Origin of the sequence: Streptomyces sp. GESEQ-35, from assembly GCF_017948485.1 — a bacterium.
Classification (GTDB): Bacteria; Actinomycetota; Actinomycetes; order Streptomycetales; family Streptomycetaceae; genus Streptomyces.
Map to the genome: position 1 here is coordinate 33522 of NZ_JAFFSX010000001.1, position 16519 is coordinate 50040.

Genomic DNA, 16519 nt, shown 5'->3' on the forward strand with positions numbered 1-16519 from the left:
TCGGGCGAAGTCAGCAGGTAGGAGACCCTTGTTCGAGTTGTCCCTCAAGGGTGTGAGATTCCCGCAATCACTCGCAGATTCTGCAAGTGACTCTCGTAATCTGCGGGTCCATGGGGGAATCCGAAACCTGTTCCCTGACCCCTGGACGCGATGCGGTCGGCCTGGCGGAGGTCTTCTCCCTCCACACCTACCGGAACCGTTCGGGGCAGCGGGATGAGCGGTCGTACTTCTTCGACACACTCGCGGAGTACCAGTGGGCGCGGGATGCGGCAGGGCTGATGCCGTCATCGATTGACCAGCTGGTCAAGCCGGTGATCGAGCTGTGCGAGCACTACGACGTCGTGCCGTGGCAGCTCACGCCGGCCGCGTTGGACCGCTACTTCGCGGGTCCGGGCAAGCGTGCCCGGTCGACGGTCCTTGCGAAGATCAGCAAGATCGACGCGTACTTCGCGTTCCTGGAACAGCGGTACGCCGGGGAGATCCATCGGCTGTTCGGGGCGGTCGTGGAGTCGCCGGTCGATCCGTTCAACCGGCCCCGTCACCGGGGTGACTTCGGGTTGCGGGTGCCTCCGTCGCAGCGGGCGATGAGGGAGTTCTTCACGGCGTGGCGGAATGCTTTGCCGCAGGCCCGTAAGGAGGCGGTGGCGTGCCGGGACTATGTGATGGCGAAGATCGCCTACGTGTCCGGGGTGCGGGCTGCTGAGCTGTGCGGGGTGGCGCTCGGGGACGTGCACTGGGAGTCGGGCCGGTGGGGCCGGTTCGTGGTCCAGGGCAAGGGAGCCCGTGGGTCCGGGCCGAGGCCGCGGGAGGCGTTCCTGTTCGAGGAGGGCCGTGAGCTGCTGTGGTGGTACGTGGAGGAGGTCCGCGGCCTGTTCCAGGATGACCCGGAGCATCCCGCGGCGCCGCTGTTTCCCTCCGAGAGGCTGCCGAATCCGGTGGCGGCGCTGAACCTTCCGATCGCGCCGGCGATCGTCCCGGCGACGTTCCGGCGGGCGCTGAAGTCGGCGTCGCGGCTGTATCTGCCGGGGCCGGTGCCGGAGTTGTTCCCGCATCTGCTGCGGCATGCGTGCGCCACCCACAACTACGAGCGCGGCATGACGTTGTGGGAGGTGCAGCGGATGCTCGGACATATCTGGACGACTACGACGGTCAATTACCTGGCAACGGCCCAGGCCGATCCCGAGCAGGCGGACCGCTGGCGGCAGTCGGCGGCGCGGGCCGGGCAGCGGCTGGTCGCGGATAGGGGGAGTTTGCGGTGAAGTGGAATCTGCGCTGGGCAGCGGCCAAGCGCGACATCTGGCGGCCTGTCGACCTGCAGGCGGCGTTCGCGAAGGTGGGGTTCACGCCGTCGCTGAGCAAGGTCGCCGCCTTGTGGGGCGGCACTCCGGTGACGGTGCGGCTGAAGGACCTGGACAAGATCTGCGCGGCGCTGGGGTGCACGGTGGCCGACCTGATGGAGGCCGAGCCGCTGGCTGCCGCCGGGGGCCAGGAGGAGCAGGAGCGGGCAGTCGGCGGCGAGGTGCGGCCGGTGCCGCGCCGGGACGGCCCGCGCCGGCTGCGGCCGCCGAACTGACGGTGGGGGCTGCGGTGGTGGTGCGGCAGTGTGGGCTCTGCCTGGACTGGGGCGTGTTGCGTCTGTGGGACGGGCTGTGCTGGAGCTGTCGTGGCTGGCTGGAGAACCGGGGGACGGCGCGGTGTCCGCGGTGCTGCCGGGTCGGATCGGTGGACGGTGACGGCCTGTGCCGTCCGTGCGTGATTGCGGTCCGGGAGGAGATCCGGGCCGGCATCGATGCCGTCTTCCCGGGGCCGACCCAGCTGCACGTCTACGTGCTGGGTCTGGGGCAGCAGCGTGCACGGAACCTGCCGCGTCCCCGAGGTGCGGCCGCTCCATTTCTGGGGCCGCGCGAGGTGCGGCAGTTGGTCGACGACCCCAGGATCTGTCCCACCGTGATGCGCGGGCAACTGACGTTGTTCCCGGTCCGGCGGCTCCTGGAGCGGAGCGATGCCCGGCGGATCAGCGGCCGTACGTGGCCGGAGGAGGAGGTCCTGCAGGCGCTCGCCGGTCTGCGGGCGGCGAACGCGGGGCTGACCGGGACGTGGCCGCAGATGGTGCTGCGGCTGATCAGGTGTGCGCTGGCGATCCGGGATGCCGAGGGGGAGGCACTGGTCGCGCAGGAGATGCTCGATCAGGTGCGGTTACCGTTGAAATCTGCTGCTGAACTGCTCGCACAGGCAGGGATGTTGAGGCCGCGCACGGCCCCGCCGCCTGCGGCCTGGCCGGTGCGGTCCTGCGCGGACTGTGCGTGCTGGGGCGTTACGGCGACCCGGTGCCGCGGGTGTCGCGAGTGGCGGCAAAACCGTGAGCGCTACCGGGTGGGCCGGTGTCCGAGATGCCGGCGGGACGATCTGCCGCTGCACGTGGAGGAGGGCTTGTGCCGCGCCTGCCTGGCCCTACGTGCGCGAGGTCGGCGCCGAGTCGGCGGCGGTGTCCTTCACGCAACTCACCTTCGCCGGACCGCTCGCGCACCAGCTCAAGCGGCGGGCCGGGGAGCTGGGCTTCGTCGTGCACAACCGGTCTGGCCCGGCCTCTCGTTCACGTGCCCGGACTCGCACAACGCCCTCCCCGGGGGGACAGACGGTGGCGATGCCGGTAGGCCCGGGGCAGCTTTCTCTGTTCTCAATGCCGCGGACCTGGCAGCGCAAGCAGCGCGCCCGCGTCCTCGCGCTGGCCTCGCTGTCCCCACTGCCGGCTCCGGCGCAGGACCTGCTGGATACCTTCACCGCCGCCTACCCGCGGTCCTGGCTCGCCGACAAACGCAACGTGCCGGGCGGTGCGGCCGTGGTCTTGCATACTCTGCTGGCCCGGCTGGGGCCGCACGTGCCGATCCCCGAGCGGGACGTACGTTCCCTGGCCGGGACCGTTGCGGCCGGCACCGCTGCCACGCGCCGTGTGATCTCCTTCCTCCACGCGCACGCGCTGCTGGAGGCGGACGAACTCTCCGAGACACCCGCGCAGCTGCTCACCTACGTCCAGCACCAAGCACCCCCGCACGTACCGGACTTGAGCCAGGAACGGCGCGACCGGCACGACGAGATGGCCCTGCACACACGGATCGCTCAGCTTCCCGCTCCGATGGCCGACCAGCTGAGCGCCTGGGTGCGGGTGCTGCGCGGCCGCGGCCGCTACCGGCACGCCCCGGCCGGCTTCCGGCGTATCCGTCGCTACCTGCGCGTCGCCTGGCCGACCCTGACTGCGTGGACGGTGGCCGGGCTGGACCTGCGGCAGGTCACCGCCGATCACATCACGAGCGAACTCGCCCGCCATCAGGGCAACGTGGCCCGCGGGCTGCTCAGCGTGCTGCGCAGCATTTTCCGGGCCCTGAAGCAGGAGCGGCTGATCTTCCTCAATCCCACGGCCGGGCTGCAGCTGCCCGCTGGAGTACACCTGCCGCGACCCTTGTCCAGCGATCGCCTGGCCGGGGCCCTGGACCGGCTGGATGGTCCGGCCGCGCGCCTCATCGTCGGTCTGGTCGCCATCCACGCCGTGCGTGCTGTCGAGGTCGCCCGGCTCGACCTGGCCGACCCCGACCTCGCCCGCCGGACACTGGCGGTGCGCCGAGGTGAAGGCATCCACCTCGTCTACCTCGACGACCTGAGCACCGACCTGACGGCCGACTGGCTGCGCGAGCGCCGCCGCCGCTGGCCCCAGGCCACCAACCCGCACCTGCTCATCACCTCCCAGACCTACCGGCACCCGGCCTCTCCGCAGATCAGCTACTGCGCGATGCGGGCCGCGTTCGACCAGATCGGGCTGCTGCCACGGCAGGTATGGGCCGACCGCATTCTGGACGAGGCCCGGGAGACTGCCGATCCGGTCCACCTCGTGCGCCTCTTCGGCATCCACCCCAGCATCGCCGTGAAGTACGTACACGCCGCGCACCCGGACAAGGCCCTGCCCCGGATCCGCTGACCGGGCGACACCGCCCAGCACCCACGGCATGCTCAGTGTCTTTCGTGCCCTCAAGCAGGAAGGTACCGTCTTCACCAACCCACTTGCCGGGCTCTCCCTCACCACCCCCGTACGGCTTCCCGAACCACTGCCCAGCGACCGGCTGCGCGGCCTGCTGGACTTGGTCGACAGTGTGATGGGGCGTCTGGCCGTCGGCCTGGTCGCCGTCCACGCCATCAAGGTCACCAACGTCGCTCAACTGCCCGTGACCGCCCTCGACCTTGCCCGAGGGACCCTCACAGTCCACCTACGCGGCCAGCCGCACACGGTCTACCTCGACACGCTGACCCGCCGTCTCCTGGACGAGTGGCTTCAGGAACGGCATGACCAGTGGCCCGCATCCCCCAACCCGCGCTTGCTGGTGACGACGCACTCGGCGCACCACCCCGCCCTTCCGCCGGTCCGCTACTGCGCACTGCGCCGCGCGTTCGACCGCACCGGAATCACCCCGCGCCAGATGTGGAGCGACCGCGTACTGGACGAGGCCCGGCAGACCGCCGACCCGGTACATCTGGTGCACCTGTTCGGCATCCATCCTGGAACCGCCGTCCGCTACGTCCACGCCGCCCACCCTGACAAGGCACTGCCCCGCATCCGCTGACCTCGGTTGATCAGAACGGAGGCAAGCAGCGCGGGTGAGCACAAGCTCCGCCAGGAGCCGGCTGCCACAGGCAAGCCCGGTCACCCCAGATGCGTGGTCCTGACCTACAGGGCGCACCCGCCAGTGCGTACGTGGGACCAGGCGGGCGGGTGGGTCGAGCAAGGAGGCCTACCCAGGGCGGGGTCGACACGTCAGGCAAGGCGGCGCCAGGGAAAGGGGGGATCTTTTGTCCCTGGATCGATTGTGCCTTCACGCGCTGCACCCTCAAGTGAAGGATCAGCAGCAGGTTCCCGTGAACGGCTCCCCCACTATCGGGAGCGATTCTGTGGCAGGACAAGAGGAGAGACCATCCGTGAGTAGCAATGCCATCGGTCTGATCACCGGAGGAAGCCGTGGCCTGGGAAGAGCTACGGCGCTCAAGCTCGCCGAGGCCGGGGCCGATGTGATCATCACGTACCGGTCGGGCAAGGCCGAGGCCGCGTCCCTTGTGGCGGCTGTCGAGGCTCTCGGCTGCAGGGCAGTCGCGTTGCATCTGGACACGACCGACTTCGGGGCGTTTGGTGCGTTTGCTGAGTCCGTCTGCCAGGAACTTGAGGCGCGATGGGGGCGGGACACGTTCGATTTCCTGGTCAACAACGCCGGCAGCGCCGCCCGCACGCCGCTCGGCGAGACCAGCGAAGAAGCGTTCGACCTCATGGTGAACGTGCATCTGAAAGGCGTCGTCTTCCTGACCCAAGCGCTGTTGCCGTTGCTTACAGATGGGGGCCGGATCGTCAACGTGTCCACTGCGCTGACTCGAACCGTCAATGAGACGATGTCGGTCTACGCCGCCGTCAAGAGCGCAGTCGACACGTACAGCCTCTACTTGGCGAAGGAACTGGGATCGCGCCGCATCAGTGTCAACACCATTGCGCCAGGACCGGTGGGCACCGACTTCGGTGGCGGGGCGATCCGCGATGACGTGCAGTTTCGTGAGGTGATTGCAGGCCAGGCAGCGCTCGGACGGGTCGGCGAGCCCGACGATATCGCGGGCGCGATCGCGGCACTGCTGGAACCCGGAACCGGCTGGATCACGGCCCAGCGCATCGGAGTCTCCGGCGGCATGCGCCTCTGAAACATCAGGGACGATTCCGGACAGTCCGTCGGGCGGCAGTGCCCCCCTGCCGCCCGGTGGACCCGAAGACAGCTCAGGCTCTCGGCCTTCGAGGGCCGGCGGGACGGGTCTGGTGGACACTTAAGCGTGTGGATCGAAAGCAATTCGCCGATTTCCTGCGCAGCCGCCGCGAAGCCCTCCAGCCCGGGGACGTAGGCCTGTTCCACGGCGGGCCTCGTCGACGAACCCCGGGGCTGCGCCGCGAAGAGGTCGCCGCGCTCAGCGAGATGTCGACCGACTACTACGCCCGTCTCGAACAGGGCCGTGGCCCGGCGCCGTCCGAGACGGTGCTTGGCGCGATCTCCCGTGGCCTGCGGCTCTCGCCGCGAGAGCGTGATCACCTCTTCCTGCTGGCGGGCCGGCAGGCGCCCGCCCGTGAACCGGTGAAGAGGGCCCGCTCGGTTGGTCTGTCGCGGCTTTTGGACCTGCTTCGGGGCAGCCCCGCCCAGATCGTCACGCCGGCCGGCGAAACCCTGGCGCAGACACCGCTCTCCCTCGCTCTCTTCGGTGACGAGAGCGTGTACGAGGGCCTGGAGCGCAGCCTGATGTACCGCTGGTTCACTCGTCCCGAGACCCGCCGGATCTACCCCGAGTCCGACCACGCCCGGCACAGCAGGTCGTTCACGTCCCAGCTGCGCACGGCCTGCATCCAGCAGGGCGCGGGATCTTTCCCGGAGCGGATCGTCACCGCCCTGCTCGGACAGAGCCAGGAGTTCGCCACGCTGTGGAGCATGCACGAGATCGATACGCACCACGAGGGCTACGAGAAGCGGGTGAGGCATCCGGAGGTGGGACTTGTCGACCTCGACTGCCAGCTCCTGTTCAGCGCGGGCCAGGCGCACGGCCTGCTGGTCTTCACTGCGGCCGGGGCCGACGGGCAGCACCAGTTGCGAGAACTGTCCGATGCCGTCGGCGCCTAGACGCTGACCCGTGCTCCAGTCCGGCCGCGACACGTCCAAAGGGCCGCGGCCGGACGACCCGCTCCCTGCGTGTCTGCAACCACCCGGTCATACGGCTGAGCGAGCGATGGCCACAACGGGCGTGGGCACTCGCCAGGAAGGCGTGGTCTTCCGGTCTCACGTGTGCCTGTCGGTCAGTTCTGCGGGGCTTGCTGTGCCTCGCGGGCCAGGCTTCTGGCGATGACCGCCGCGTTGGAGGCAATGTCATCCAGCGTCGGGTGGCGGCGGCTGAGGAAGCCGCTGCGCAGGAGCGCCGCGTAGCCGTGGGCGCCCGCGATCTGCCGCTCCAGCAGGCTCAGGGCGCTGCGCGCGTCTCCGCCCGTTACGGCTAGGGCCGGTGGGAGCAACGCGTCCATGACGGTGCGTCCGGCCTGGAGCAGGTCCTCGTCGCCTGCGTCCTGCAGTTCGGGGGCGAAGATCAGGTCGAGCCCCGAGCCGTTCTCGGCGGCGAAACGCGCGTAGGCGGCCGCGGACGCCGCCATGGCCTCGACCGGGTCCGTCCCGTGCTCGTCACGCGGCAGTTCCTCCTGGGCCTGGAGCATCCGCTCGACGAGTGCGCCCGCCGCAGCGACGGCGCAGGCGATCAGCAGGGCCTGCTTGCTCGCGAAGTGGCGGTAGGGAGCCGCCGTACTGACGCCCGCGCGACGGGCCACCTCTGCCACAGACAGTGCGGCGATGCCCTGCTCGGCGATCAGCTGCAAGGCCGTCGAGACCAGTTCGGTCTTCAGGTCGCCGTGGTGGTAGGCGCTGCGTTTCGGCACGTCTTCCTCCCTTCCATCACTGAATGTAAGAGTGATCTTACATGAAGATACAGCGCTCTCGCACGCCCCCATCCTTCACCGGTCTGGTGGTTTGACTTCCTGCTAGAGGGCTCTTACATTGAAGCAAGTAAGAGCCCTCACACATTGGGTGTGAGCAGCGACTATGCCTTCAGGAGGGCAGAGACATGACCAGCAGGCTGCAGTCCACAGTGGCGCTCATCACCGGCGCCAGCAGCGGTATCGGCCGGGCAACGGCCCTGAGGCTCGCCGAGGAAGGCGCGACGGTTGCGCTCGTCGGACGCCGCAAGGACCGGGTGGAGGAACTGGCGAAGACGGTCACCGACCAGGGTGGCCGGGCGCTGGCGATCCCCGCCGACGTCACCGACGCGGACGCCGCCGCCGCGACGGTGCGCACGATCGTCGAACGCCTGGGCCGCCTGGACATCGTGGTGAACGCCGCGGGCGCCATGCTCAACGGCGACTCGATCCGGGCGCGCATCGACGAGTGGGACCAGATGGTCGACGTCAACGTCAAGGGCGTGATGTACGTCGTCAAGGCCGCCCTGCCGCACCTTCTCGATGCGGCGAAGAACGCGGACCGGCAGGTCGCGGACGTGATCAACATCAGCTCCGTGGCCGGACGCGTCGCTACGGCCGGCGTCGCGATCTACAACGCCAGCAAGTTCGGCGTGACCGCGGCCACCGAGGCCTGGCGCCAGGAGTTCGGGGCCCGGAACCTGCGTTTCTCGGTCGTCGAACCGGGCGCGGTGGACACCGAACTGTTCGGCCACCAGCAGGGACACGCCAAGGAAGCCGAGAGCCAGCGCTTCGAAGGCGTCGAGAAGCTCCACCCCGAGGACATCGCCGACGCCATCGCCTACATCGCGACCAGCCCGCGCCGCCGGGCCATCAACGAGATCGTGATCCGGCCCACCGACCAGAACTTCTGACCCGCGAGGAGACGAGCCATGTCACTACGGACGCAAGCCGCCGTCATCCGGGGCGCGGGCGTCATCGAACTGGAGGACATCCTCGTCGAGGAGCCCCGCCCGGACGAGATCCTCGTCCGGGTGGAGTCCTCCGGGATCTGCCGCACCGACCTCGAAATCCTCGAGGGCACCCTGGAGTTCCCGCTGCCCTTCGTGGCCGGCCACGAAGGGGCCGGCACGGTGGCGGCGGTCGGATCCGGCGTTACGACCGTCGAACCAGGGGACACGGTCGCCTTGGGCGCGGCCGCGTGCGGCACCTGCGCGCACTGCCGCACGGGGGCCCACCCCTACTGCGACCAGCACACGGCGATGAACTTCACCGGCACCCGTCTGGACGGCGGCACGGGTCTGCGCGGCCTCGACGGCGAGACCGTCTTCGGGCACTTCATGCGCCAGTCCTCGTGGGCGGGCCTGTCGCTGGCCCACGCCAGCAACACGGTCAAGCTGCCTCCGGATGTCGATCACAGCGTGCTGGGGCCGTTCGGCTGCGGCATCCAGACCGGAGCCGGGGCCGTGTGGAACACCCTGGCCGTCGAGCCGGGCAGCACCGTCGCCGTCTTCGGGCTCGGCGCGGTCGGGCAAGCGGCTGTCATGGCGGCCAAGGCCGCCGGCGCCACCACGATCATCGCCGTCGGCAACCGGCAGCCGAAACTCGACCTCGCACTGGAGCTGGGGGCGACGCACGCCTTCAGCGCACGCGACGGCGACGTCGCCGACCTCGTCCGCGACGCGACCGGCGGAGGCGTGCAATACACCGTCGAGGCAGCCGGCAGAACAGACGTCATGACCACCGCCGTGGAGGTCCTCGCCGAGACGGGCCACGCTGCGATCACCGGCGTCGCGGCCGGCGAGAGCTTCCCCGTCGATGCCTGGAAGGTGATCCGCGGCCGCAGCGTGCACGGCACGACCCTCGGCGATGCCGCACCGTCGGTGATCCTTCCCCGCCTCGTCGACCTCTACCGGCAAGGGGTCTTCCCCGTGGACCGGCTCATGACCCACTACCCCCTCCAGGACATCCACCAGGCCATCGCCGACGTCGACAACGGCACCGCGATCAAGGCCGTCCTGCACCCCGAAACCGCGGGCTGACCCACCTGTCGGCCCCGCGAACCCCCGGCGTCGCCTCTTTCCCGATCTCCCCCTATTCCTTGAAGCACTTCGGAGGAGTGTGTCATGTCCACTACCACTGCGGCCTATGCCGCCCCGTCCACCGGCGCCAAACTGGAGCCCTTGACGATCTCCCGCCGTGATCTGCGCGGCGCCGATGTCCGCATCGACATCCAGTACACCGGCGTATGCCACACCGATCTCCTGCAGACCTCCGACGGCTGGGGCCCCGGCCTCTACCCCATGGTCCCCGGACACGAGATCACCGGCGTGGTCACCGAGACCGGCCCGGAGGTGACGAAGTTCGCCGTCGGCGACCGTGTCGGCGTCGGCACCTACATCGACTCCTGCGGCGAGTGCGAGCCGTGCCGAGCCGGGCTCGAGGTGTACTGCGAGAAGGGCTGCACGCCCACCTACAACGCCAAGGACCGGCACGGGGAAATCACCCAGGGCGGCTACTCGAAGCAGATCGTCGTCGATGAGCGCTACGTACTCCGCATCCCCGACAGCCTGCCCCTCGACGCGGCCGCCCCCCTGCTCTGCGCCGGCATCACCACCTACTCGCCCCTCGCACACTGGAACGCCGGTCCCGGCAAGAAGGTCGCGATCCTCGGCATGGGCGGCCTCGGGCACATCGCCATCCAGATCGCCCACGCCATGGGCGCCGAAGTCACCGTCCTCTCCCGCACCCTCAGCAAGAAGGACGACGGTCTGAAGCTGGGCGCCGACCACTACTACGCCACCGAGGACCCCGACACCTTCGAGCGGCTGGCCGGCACCTTCGACCTCATCCTGTGCACGGTCTCCGGTGCCCTCCACTTCGACCAGTACCTCAACCTCCTGAAGCTGGACGGCACCCTGGTCAACGTCGGCGCCCCCGACGACGACATCACCATGAACAACTGGGCCCTCATCCCCGCCCGCCGCTCCTACGCTGCCTCCTCCACCGGCGGCATGCCCGAGACCCAGGAAATGCTCGACTTCTGCGGCGACCACCAGATCAAGGCTCAGATCGAAACCATCGCCATGCGCGACATCAACGACGCCTTCGAACGCCTCGACCGGTCCCAGGTTCGCTACCGGTTCGTCATCGACATGACCAAGTTCCAGGGCTGAACATCCAGTACGGCCGCATCCACGGAGGACACGGAAATGAACGTCGCGGATGCACGGCGTCGGTGGCCGTACGATCATTACCGCGCACTCGTTCGAAAAATGGGGTGCCGCGACACGCCATGCCGGTCCACGGCAGACTCGCGGGTGAGTCGGACCCGGAACCCGTACGCCCCCCACACACAGACCGGGGTCGGCGTACGGGTTCCGGGCACCTTCGCTCCAGGATCCCGCAAACCCGCGCGCTTCTCCGTGGGACGTCCTCGCCCTGCCGACGAGAGATGTTCGCGGGCGGCCATACATCGAGCGGCGCGCGATGATGCTCGATGTGCTCGCCGGACTGCCTACGCCTTCGCCGATTCAGGCGGTGTCGCCGACGGACGATCTGTCGATGGCGCGGGCCTGGTACAACTCGCTTCAGGACACGGGTTGTTTACGCACAACTGCCGTGTCTCGTACTCGTGGCCAACTTCGGCGGCGAGACTGTCGTACTGGGAGTGGGGACAGCCGTACATGCGCCTCCATCAGCGCACAGCGGAAGTGTCCGTGGTCTCCGGCTCGTTGGATGGGCTGCTCGCCTCAAGGCATTCCTGGAGCCGGAGGTGCCGGAACTCGTAGCGTGCACCGGTCTGCCGAAGCGCACCTCGTGTGTGCGCCTCCTCCAGGAAGGTCATGAGCCGCCAGGGCAGTCGGCCCGTGGCGCCGAGCCAGAGCCGCGCGACGATCAGTCGCCCGTATGCGCTCAGGATCAGCGCCAACGGACCCATGACAAGGGCCATTTGAAGTGCCATGCCGTGCATCCCGTACCGGTCCTGCGTGGTCAGAACCAGAACCGCGCTGGCAGCGGACCCTGCGATGGTGGCAGCGGCGCCCCGGGTCCCAGACACGCGGAGACGACCGACGCTACTGTGACCGGCTACACGGGGCCGGCGAAGCGCCCCAGGGCGCTCGTCGTACGGCTGCCGGACGGGCGGATCCGGCTGACCCGGGCCATCAGCGCGCGGCTGTCCGCCCAGGTCGCGACGCAGGTGGCCGCGGCGGCGGGGCGCACGGCGCGCCCCTTCTGCAATCCGGACACGGCGCTTCAGGTCATTCCGGAGTAGGCCGGCGGGAGTGCGACCGTTCATGGACGGAGGCTGATCACGTGGAATTCACCGTGGATGTCGCGCCGGCCGAGCTTGTCTCCGTGCTGCCGACCGGGCCCGGACGGTGGTTCGAAATCAAGCTCGACGGCCACCGGACGGTCCTGTGGCGCCCGCCCGACGGCGTGCGGCTCCAGGCACGGTCTGGCCGGGATGTGACCGCGAACTGGATGGATGTCGCTCTCCCGGGATGGAATTGCCGCCAGGCGTGGTCCTGGACGGCGTTATGTGACCTGTGGGGGTGTCTCAGCCCCAACGTGCCTCAGGCGGCGCAGCTCCCATGGACGAGACGTGACGGGCGTCGCGGCCACGTGCCGCAGCGGCCGCTCAGACGTGGCCGTCCAGAAACTTCCGTACCTCGGCGATGGTCACAGGCCCCGTGCCGTGCGCCACCGCCTCTCCCTCCTTCAGCAGGACGTAGGACGGGGCTCCGGTGATCCCGTATCGCTCGGTTGCGGCCGGACAACGCGTGATGTCGGTGCGGACGGCCGTCAGGCGGCCTGCGTAGTCGTCGGCGATGCCACCCACGACGAGGTCCATCACCCGGCAGGGCTCGATTGCCTTGGGCCATGTCCCGGTGAAGTATGCGAGGACCGGAACTGCGCTCATCCCGAGGATGAAATTGAACTCCGCGTCCTCACGGGGTCGGTGAACCCGCTGCGCCATGGAAGCTCCTGACCTCACGTTCCGTCATTCCATCCCCATCATCCCTCGCGCGGTGTGCCAGGCCGGTCGTCCGGTTGACCTGTCGGAAGGGGGGCACGGGGCCGTCGCAGAACCACGGTGGTCCCCGGCGCGAGCGGCCTGGCCCCCCGTCCCTGGTGACCCGGCCTGGCCGCCTTGCCGGTCACCCAGCTTCAGCCCGCCGCGCGCCCGTGGGTCAGCTCGTGCCAGGGCAGCACCCTCCACGACGACATGAAAGCCCCTTTCCAGGGCATAGCGGCCCAGATCACCGACCGGATGCTCGATGAGCGCGTCGACGAGCGGGCGGGTGCGCATCGCCCACCGGATCCAGTCGAGCCGTATCCGCCACCGCGCTTCTCAGAGACAGCGCCCCAGAAGGGCTTCCCGAGGCCTTGTCCGGTCTTCACATCAAACCCCGGTCTCCAGCCGGCTCATACCGCTCTTCCCCGGGCCGCATGAGCCGGCTGATGGCGCCGAGAACGAGGCACGATTCCTGGACCGCGCGCGGACGCGGTCGTGGACGGTCGAAGTACGCGTCAGTTGCCCCGAAGACCGACCGCCAGCGTCAGTTCAAGGACCCGGTGTGGCGATGCGAGATCCGGAAACAGCTCCCGCAGCTGCGACATCCGGTACCGGACGGTCTGGGGATGGACGAACAGCGCCGCCGCCACCTCGTCCCGCCTGCCCTGGTGCAGCAGCCACTCTCGCAACGTCTCCTCCAGCCGCCGTGCGGTCGCGACAGGCAAGGTCCGCAACGGTGCGAGGGCTCGGACACGCAGGTCTGCGAACGCGTCCGCGTCGGCGCTCAGCACCAGCTCGGGCAGGTGGTCCTCGGTGTCGCGAATATCAGAGGAGAGGGAGCGCGCGCGTACGGCTCGTGCGTACGAGGCGGACGCACGAGTCCATGGCCGGGCCGGGCCTACCACGGCGGTGCGGTCGGTCAGCTGCCGCAAGAGATGTGACCGGTCGGCATCGGGGACGAGCAGCACACCGGTGGCGTCCGGCAGATCGTCGAGGACGAGGGTGATCGGGTCGAGCGCGCGGTAGGCAGGCCGGGCCTGGGCGGCGGGCAGCAGGACCGCGGTCAGTGAAACCGGAGGCTGCCACCCGGCCCGTTGAGCAGAGGCCAGCAGCACGTCCGGGCTCGCGCCGGCGACGAGGTCGCGGGCCAGGTGTTCCAGGTGGCGCTCGTGGTCCCTGCCCCGGGCGGCCAGTTCGTCGGCGTGGCCCGCGGCGCTCGCGGCGGAGAGCTCGTCGATGTAGGCGAAGGTCAGCTCGGCGAATTTGGCGACCTCGGCGGCGGGCAGACCTGCGGGTACGGCACCCGCTGCCAGGCATCGCCAGGCCACGCGGGCGCCGACGCGGTAGGCGCTGAGCAGGGCGTCCATCGAACGGCCGTCGCGCACCTCGCCGCGGCCCAGCTCATAGGCTGCGTCACCGGCGTCGCCGCCTGTGGCGTTCCCGCTCGCGCGGTCCAGGTAGTGCCCCAGGGCGGTGCGGACGGCTCGGCGGATGGTGGCGCCCATGTGGCCCGAAAGGGCGTTGGCGTAGGGAGGGACCTCGTCGATGATCGCCTGGACGACCTCGTCGGCGGTGCTCTTCAGCGCGGCCCGAAGTGCGGTGACTGTCGTCTCATCCAGGGCCAGTTCGCTGGCCCTCGGGATTGCATGGCTCACGTTTCTATTCCCTGCGAACAATTCAGCCGACCAGATTTACGTCCTGCGGTCAGGACTTTACGCCCTGAGGCGCAGCAAGCTGGAGTCATGACGAGTACAGCCCTCCGCAGCAGGGCGTGGAAACTGCTGGAGATGGTCACGACGCCGCTGCTGCCGTCGGACTACCTCGACCTGGTCAGCCCGCTGCGTGCGGGCGCCGACCTGCGTGGGCGCATCGAGGCCGTGCACCCCGAGACGGGTGACGCCGCGACTGTCGTGATCAGGCCGGGACGGGGCTGGCGCGGCCACACAGCCGGTCAGTACGTGCGGATCGGGGTCGACGTCGACGGGGTGCGCCTGTGGCGTGCCTACTCCCTCACCTCGCCGACAAACCGCCAGGACGGCCGCGTCACGATCACCGTGAAGGCGATCCCGGACGGCAAGGTCAGCAACCACCTGGTCCGCAGGGCCAAACCGGGCACGCTGATCCAGCTCGACCAGCCGACCGGTGATTTCGTGCTGCCGCAGGCCAAGCCCGCCAAGGTGCTCTATCTGACGGCCGGCAGCGGCATCACGCCCGTAATGGGCATGCTGCGCGACACCGAGTTCGACGACGTCGTCATGGTCCACTGCGCGCCACAGCCGCAAGACGTGATCTTCCGCAGCGAACTGCACGACCTGGCCGCGGACAAGAAACTGCGGCTCACCGAGGTGCACACCGACACAGACGGCATGCTCGACATCGCCCGTCTCGACGAACTCGTGCCCGACTGGGCCGAGCGCGAGACCTGGGCCTGCGGGCCCGCGGGCCTGCTCGACGCCGCCGAGAAGCACTGGAGCGAGCACGGCGTCCACGAGCGCCTGCACACCGAACGCTTCCGCCCCAGCATCGTCGTCGCCGGCGACGGCGGCGAGGTCACATTCAGCGTCACCGGCAAGACCGTCGACGCCAACGGCGCCACGCCGTTGCTGGACATCGGCGAGGAGGCCGGCGTGCTCATGCCCTCCGGGTGCCGCATGGGCATCTGCTTCGGCTGCGTCACGCCGCTCAAGACGGGCGCCGTCCGCGACCTGCGCACCGGAGAGATCACCGAGGCCGAGCCGGGCGTCCTCATCCAGACCTGCGTGTCCGCCGCGGCGGGCCCCTGCGACATCGAACGGTAGGAGCACCTTGACCGCCATCGACCCCACCGCCCACCTGACCGCGGAGCAGATCGAGGAGCTTGGCCGCGAGCTGGACGCGATTCGCGACGAGGTGATCGCCGACCGCGGCGAGAAAGACGCCGCCTACATCCGCAAGGTCATCTCGGTGCAGCGCAAGCTCGAGCTGGTCAGCAGGGGCGTGCTGCTGTTCTCGATCTTCCCGCCCGCGTGGCTGATCGGCACCGCCGGTCTGTCCGTGGCGAAGATCATGGACAACATGGAGATCGGCCACAACGTCCTGCACGGCCAGTGGGACTGGATGCGGGACCCGAAGATCCACTCCACCACCTGGGAGTGGGATCACGTCTCGCCGTCCGACCAGTGGAAGCACTCGCACAACGAGCTGCACCACACGTACACCAACGTGATCGGCAAGGACAACGACCTCGGCTACGGCATCATGCGCGTCGACGAGGACCAGAGGTGGCACCCGTTCCACTTGGGCCAGCCGCTGTGGAACTTCATCAACGCCTGCTTCTTCGAGTACGGCATCGCAGCGTACGACCTCGAGCTCGGCAAGAACCTGAACAAGCGCCGCCGCAAGAACCCGGAGTTCCGCGCGCGGGCCAAGGCCGTCGGCCGCAAGATCCGCAAGCAGGTGCTCAAGGACTACGTGATCCACCCGCTGCTGTCGGGCCCGTCGTTCCTCCCCACGCTCGCCGCCACGTTCAGCGCGAACCTGGTCCGCAACATCTGGACCCACTCGGTGATCATGTGCGGGCACTTCCCCGAGGGCGTACAGGTCTTCGAGCGCCGCTCCATCAAGGGCGAGACGCGCGGCCAGTGGTACCTGCGCCAGATGATGGGCTCGGCGAACATCAGCGGCAGCAAGGCCATGCACTTCATGACCGGCAATCTGTCGCACCAGATCGAGCACCACCTGTTCCCGGACCTGCCGAGCAACCGGTACGCCGAGGTCGCGGTGAAGGTGCGCGCGCTGTTCGAGAAGTACGAGCTGGAGTACGTCACCGGGCCGCTGCCCAAGCAGGTGTTCTCCGCGTGGCACAAGGTCTTCCGGCTCTCGCTGCCGAACAAGAAGCCCAAGGTCAAGACGCCGGACCGCGAGCAGGAGCTCGTCGCCGCCTGATTCCCGGTATTGGTTCAGATCCCTCGGCCGTACCGGCGGCACCGCCGGGTTCGGTG

16 protein-coding genes are annotated in these 16519 nt (G+C 69.0%); 12 read left to right on the forward strand and 4 right to left on the reverse strand.

The features are described 5' to 3' along the window. Positions 1 to 110 precede the first annotated feature (110 nt). From KCH87_RS00180 to KCH87_RS00205, 6 genes are all read left to right on the forward strand, one after another. Positions 111 to 1259 carry a site-specific integrase gene (locus KCH87_RS00180; protein ID WP_210583108.1) on the forward strand — a complete coding sequence of 383 codons (1149 nt, stop codon included), beginning with the start codon at positions 111 to 113 and terminating at the stop codon, positions 1257 to 1259. Further along, a complete protein-coding gene (locus KCH87_RS00185) occupies positions 1256 to 1573 on the forward strand; it encodes a helix-turn-helix transcriptional regulator (RefSeq protein WP_210583110.1) in 318 nt (105 codons plus the stop codon). Before KCH87_RS00180 ends, KCH87_RS00185 begins: the two co-directional genes overlap by 4 nt. A 1107-nt stretch (positions 1574 to 2680) precedes the next feature. Beyond that, on the forward strand, positions 2681 to 3970 hold the full coding sequence (locus tag KCH87_RS00190) for a hypothetical protein (RefSeq protein WP_210583112.1): 1290 nt from the start codon (positions 2681 to 2683) through the stop codon (positions 3968 to 3970). A 28-nt stretch (positions 3971 to 3998) separates the two neighbouring features. Next, positions 3999 to 4610, forward strand: a complete 612-nt coding sequence (locus tag KCH87_RS00195; RefSeq protein ID WP_210583114.1) for a site-specific integrase — start codon at positions 3999 to 4001, stop codon at positions 4608 to 4610. A gap of 352 nt (positions 4611 to 4962) precedes the next feature. Beyond that, positions 4963 to 5724: an SDR family NAD(P)-dependent oxidoreductase gene (locus tag KCH87_RS00200; RefSeq protein WP_210583115.1), complete on the forward strand. Its 762-nt coding sequence runs from the start codon at positions 4963 to 4965 to the stop codon at positions 5722 to 5724. Between the two features lie 128 nt (positions 5725 to 5852). Further along, positions 5853 to 6683: a helix-turn-helix transcriptional regulator gene (locus KCH87_RS00205; RefSeq protein WP_210583117.1), complete on the forward strand. Its 831-nt coding sequence runs from the start codon at positions 5853 to 5855 to the stop codon at positions 6681 to 6683. Between the two features lie 173 nt (positions 6684 to 6856). On the opposite strand, the gene KCH87_RS00210 is transcribed toward KCH87_RS00205, so the two are convergent. Further along, entirely contained in the window at positions 6857 to 7483 is a 627-nt protein-coding gene (locus KCH87_RS00210; protein ID WP_210583119.1) for a TetR/AcrR family transcriptional regulator, read from the reverse strand. A 185-nt stretch (positions 7484 to 7668) separates the two neighbouring features. Here KCH87_RS00210 and KCH87_RS00215 point away from each other — a divergent pair, with 185 nt between their 5' ends. From KCH87_RS00215 to KCH87_RS00225, 3 genes are all read left to right on the forward strand, one after another. Further along, positions 7669 to 8433: an SDR family NAD(P)-dependent oxidoreductase gene (locus KCH87_RS00215; protein WP_210583121.1), complete on the forward strand. Its 765-nt coding sequence runs from the start codon at positions 7669 to 7671 to the stop codon at positions 8431 to 8433. A gap of 18 nt (positions 8434 to 8451) precedes the next feature. Continuing rightward, on the forward strand, positions 8452 to 9561 hold the full coding sequence (locus KCH87_RS00220; protein ID WP_210583123.1) for an NAD(P)-dependent alcohol dehydrogenase: 1110 nt from the start codon (positions 8452 to 8454) through the stop codon (positions 9559 to 9561). A gap of 84 nt (positions 9562 to 9645) precedes the next feature. Next, a complete protein-coding gene (locus KCH87_RS00225; protein WP_210583125.1) occupies positions 9646 to 10695 on the forward strand; it encodes an NAD(P)-dependent alcohol dehydrogenase in 1050 nt (349 codons plus the stop codon). A gap of 521 nt (positions 10696 to 11216) precedes the next feature. Here KCH87_RS00225 and KCH87_RS00230 read toward each other — a convergent pair. Next, a complete protein-coding gene (locus KCH87_RS00230) occupies positions 11217 to 11483 on the reverse strand; it encodes a hypothetical protein (protein ID WP_210583127.1) in 267 nt (88 codons plus the stop codon). 117 nt (positions 11484 to 11600) lie between these two features. Between KCH87_RS00230 and KCH87_RS00235 the strand changes: the two genes are divergently transcribed. Next, positions 11601 to 11795 carry a hypothetical protein gene (locus KCH87_RS00235; RefSeq protein WP_210583129.1) on the forward strand — a complete coding sequence of 65 codons (195 nt, stop codon included), beginning with the start codon at positions 11601 to 11603 and terminating at the stop codon, positions 11793 to 11795. Positions 11796 to 12161: 366 nt separating this feature from the next. On the opposite strand, the gene KCH87_RS00240 is transcribed toward KCH87_RS00235, so the two are convergent. Next, complete coding sequence (locus KCH87_RS00240; protein WP_210583131.1) at positions 12162 to 12500, reverse strand: co-chaperone YbbN; 339 nt, start codon at positions 12498 to 12500, stop codon at positions 12162 to 12164. Positions 12501 to 13054: 554 nt separating this feature from the next. After that, positions 13055 to 14194, reverse strand: coding sequence for a CdaR family transcriptional regulator (locus KCH87_RS00245; RefSeq protein WP_210583133.1), 1140 nt, complete (start codon positions 14192 to 14194; stop codon positions 13055 to 13057). A gap of 87 nt (positions 14195 to 14281) precedes the next feature. Here KCH87_RS00245 and KCH87_RS00250 point away from each other — a divergent pair, with 87 nt between their 5' ends. Continuing rightward, entirely contained in the window at positions 14282 to 15337 is a 1056-nt protein-coding gene (locus KCH87_RS00250) for a ferredoxin reductase (protein ID WP_210583135.1), read from the forward strand. 7 nt (positions 15338 to 15344) lie between these two features. Beyond that, positions 15345 to 16463, forward strand: a complete 1119-nt coding sequence (locus tag KCH87_RS00255; RefSeq protein ID WP_210583136.1) for an acyl-CoA desaturase — start codon at positions 15345 to 15347, stop codon at positions 16461 to 16463. The last annotated feature ends 56 nt before the right edge of the window (positions 16464 to 16519 follow it).

What these genes read in the sequence shown, in the direction of transcription:
- KCH87_RS00190 (WP_210583112.1), top strand. Translation starts at nt 2,681, where the DNA reads ATGCCGCGGACCTGGCAGCGCAAGCAGCGCGCCCGCGTCCTCGCGCTG.
- KCH87_RS00180 (WP_210583108.1), top strand. Translation starts at nt 111, where the DNA reads ATGGGGGAATCCGAAACCTGTTCCCTGACCCCTGGACGCGATGCGGTC.
- KCH87_RS00195 (WP_210583114.1), top strand. Translation starts at nt 3,999, where the DNA reads ATGCTCAGTGTCTTTCGTGCCCTCAAGCAGGAAGGTACCGTCTTCACC.
- KCH87_RS00225 (WP_210583125.1), top strand. Translation starts at nt 9,646, where the DNA reads ATGTCCACTACCACTGCGGCCTATGCCGCCCCGTCCACCGGCGCCAAA.
- KCH87_RS00220 (WP_210583123.1), top strand. Translation starts at nt 8,452, where the DNA reads ATGTCACTACGGACGCAAGCCGCCGTCATCCGGGGCGCGGGCGTCATC.
- KCH87_RS00230 (WP_210583127.1), bottom strand. Translation starts at nt 11,483, where the DNA reads ATGGCACTTCAAATGGCCCTTGTCATGGGTCCGTTGGCGCTGATCCTG.
- KCH87_RS00240 (WP_210583131.1), bottom strand. Translation starts at nt 12,500, where the DNA reads ATGGCGCAGCGGGTTCACCGACCCCGTGAGGACGCGGAGTTCAATTTC.
- KCH87_RS00215 (WP_210583121.1), top strand. Translation starts at nt 7,669, where the DNA reads ATGACCAGCAGGCTGCAGTCCACAGTGGCGCTCATCACCGGCGCCAGC.
- KCH87_RS00250 (WP_210583135.1), top strand. Translation starts at nt 14,282, where the DNA reads ATGACGAGTACAGCCCTCCGCAGCAGGGCGTGGAAACTGCTGGAGATG.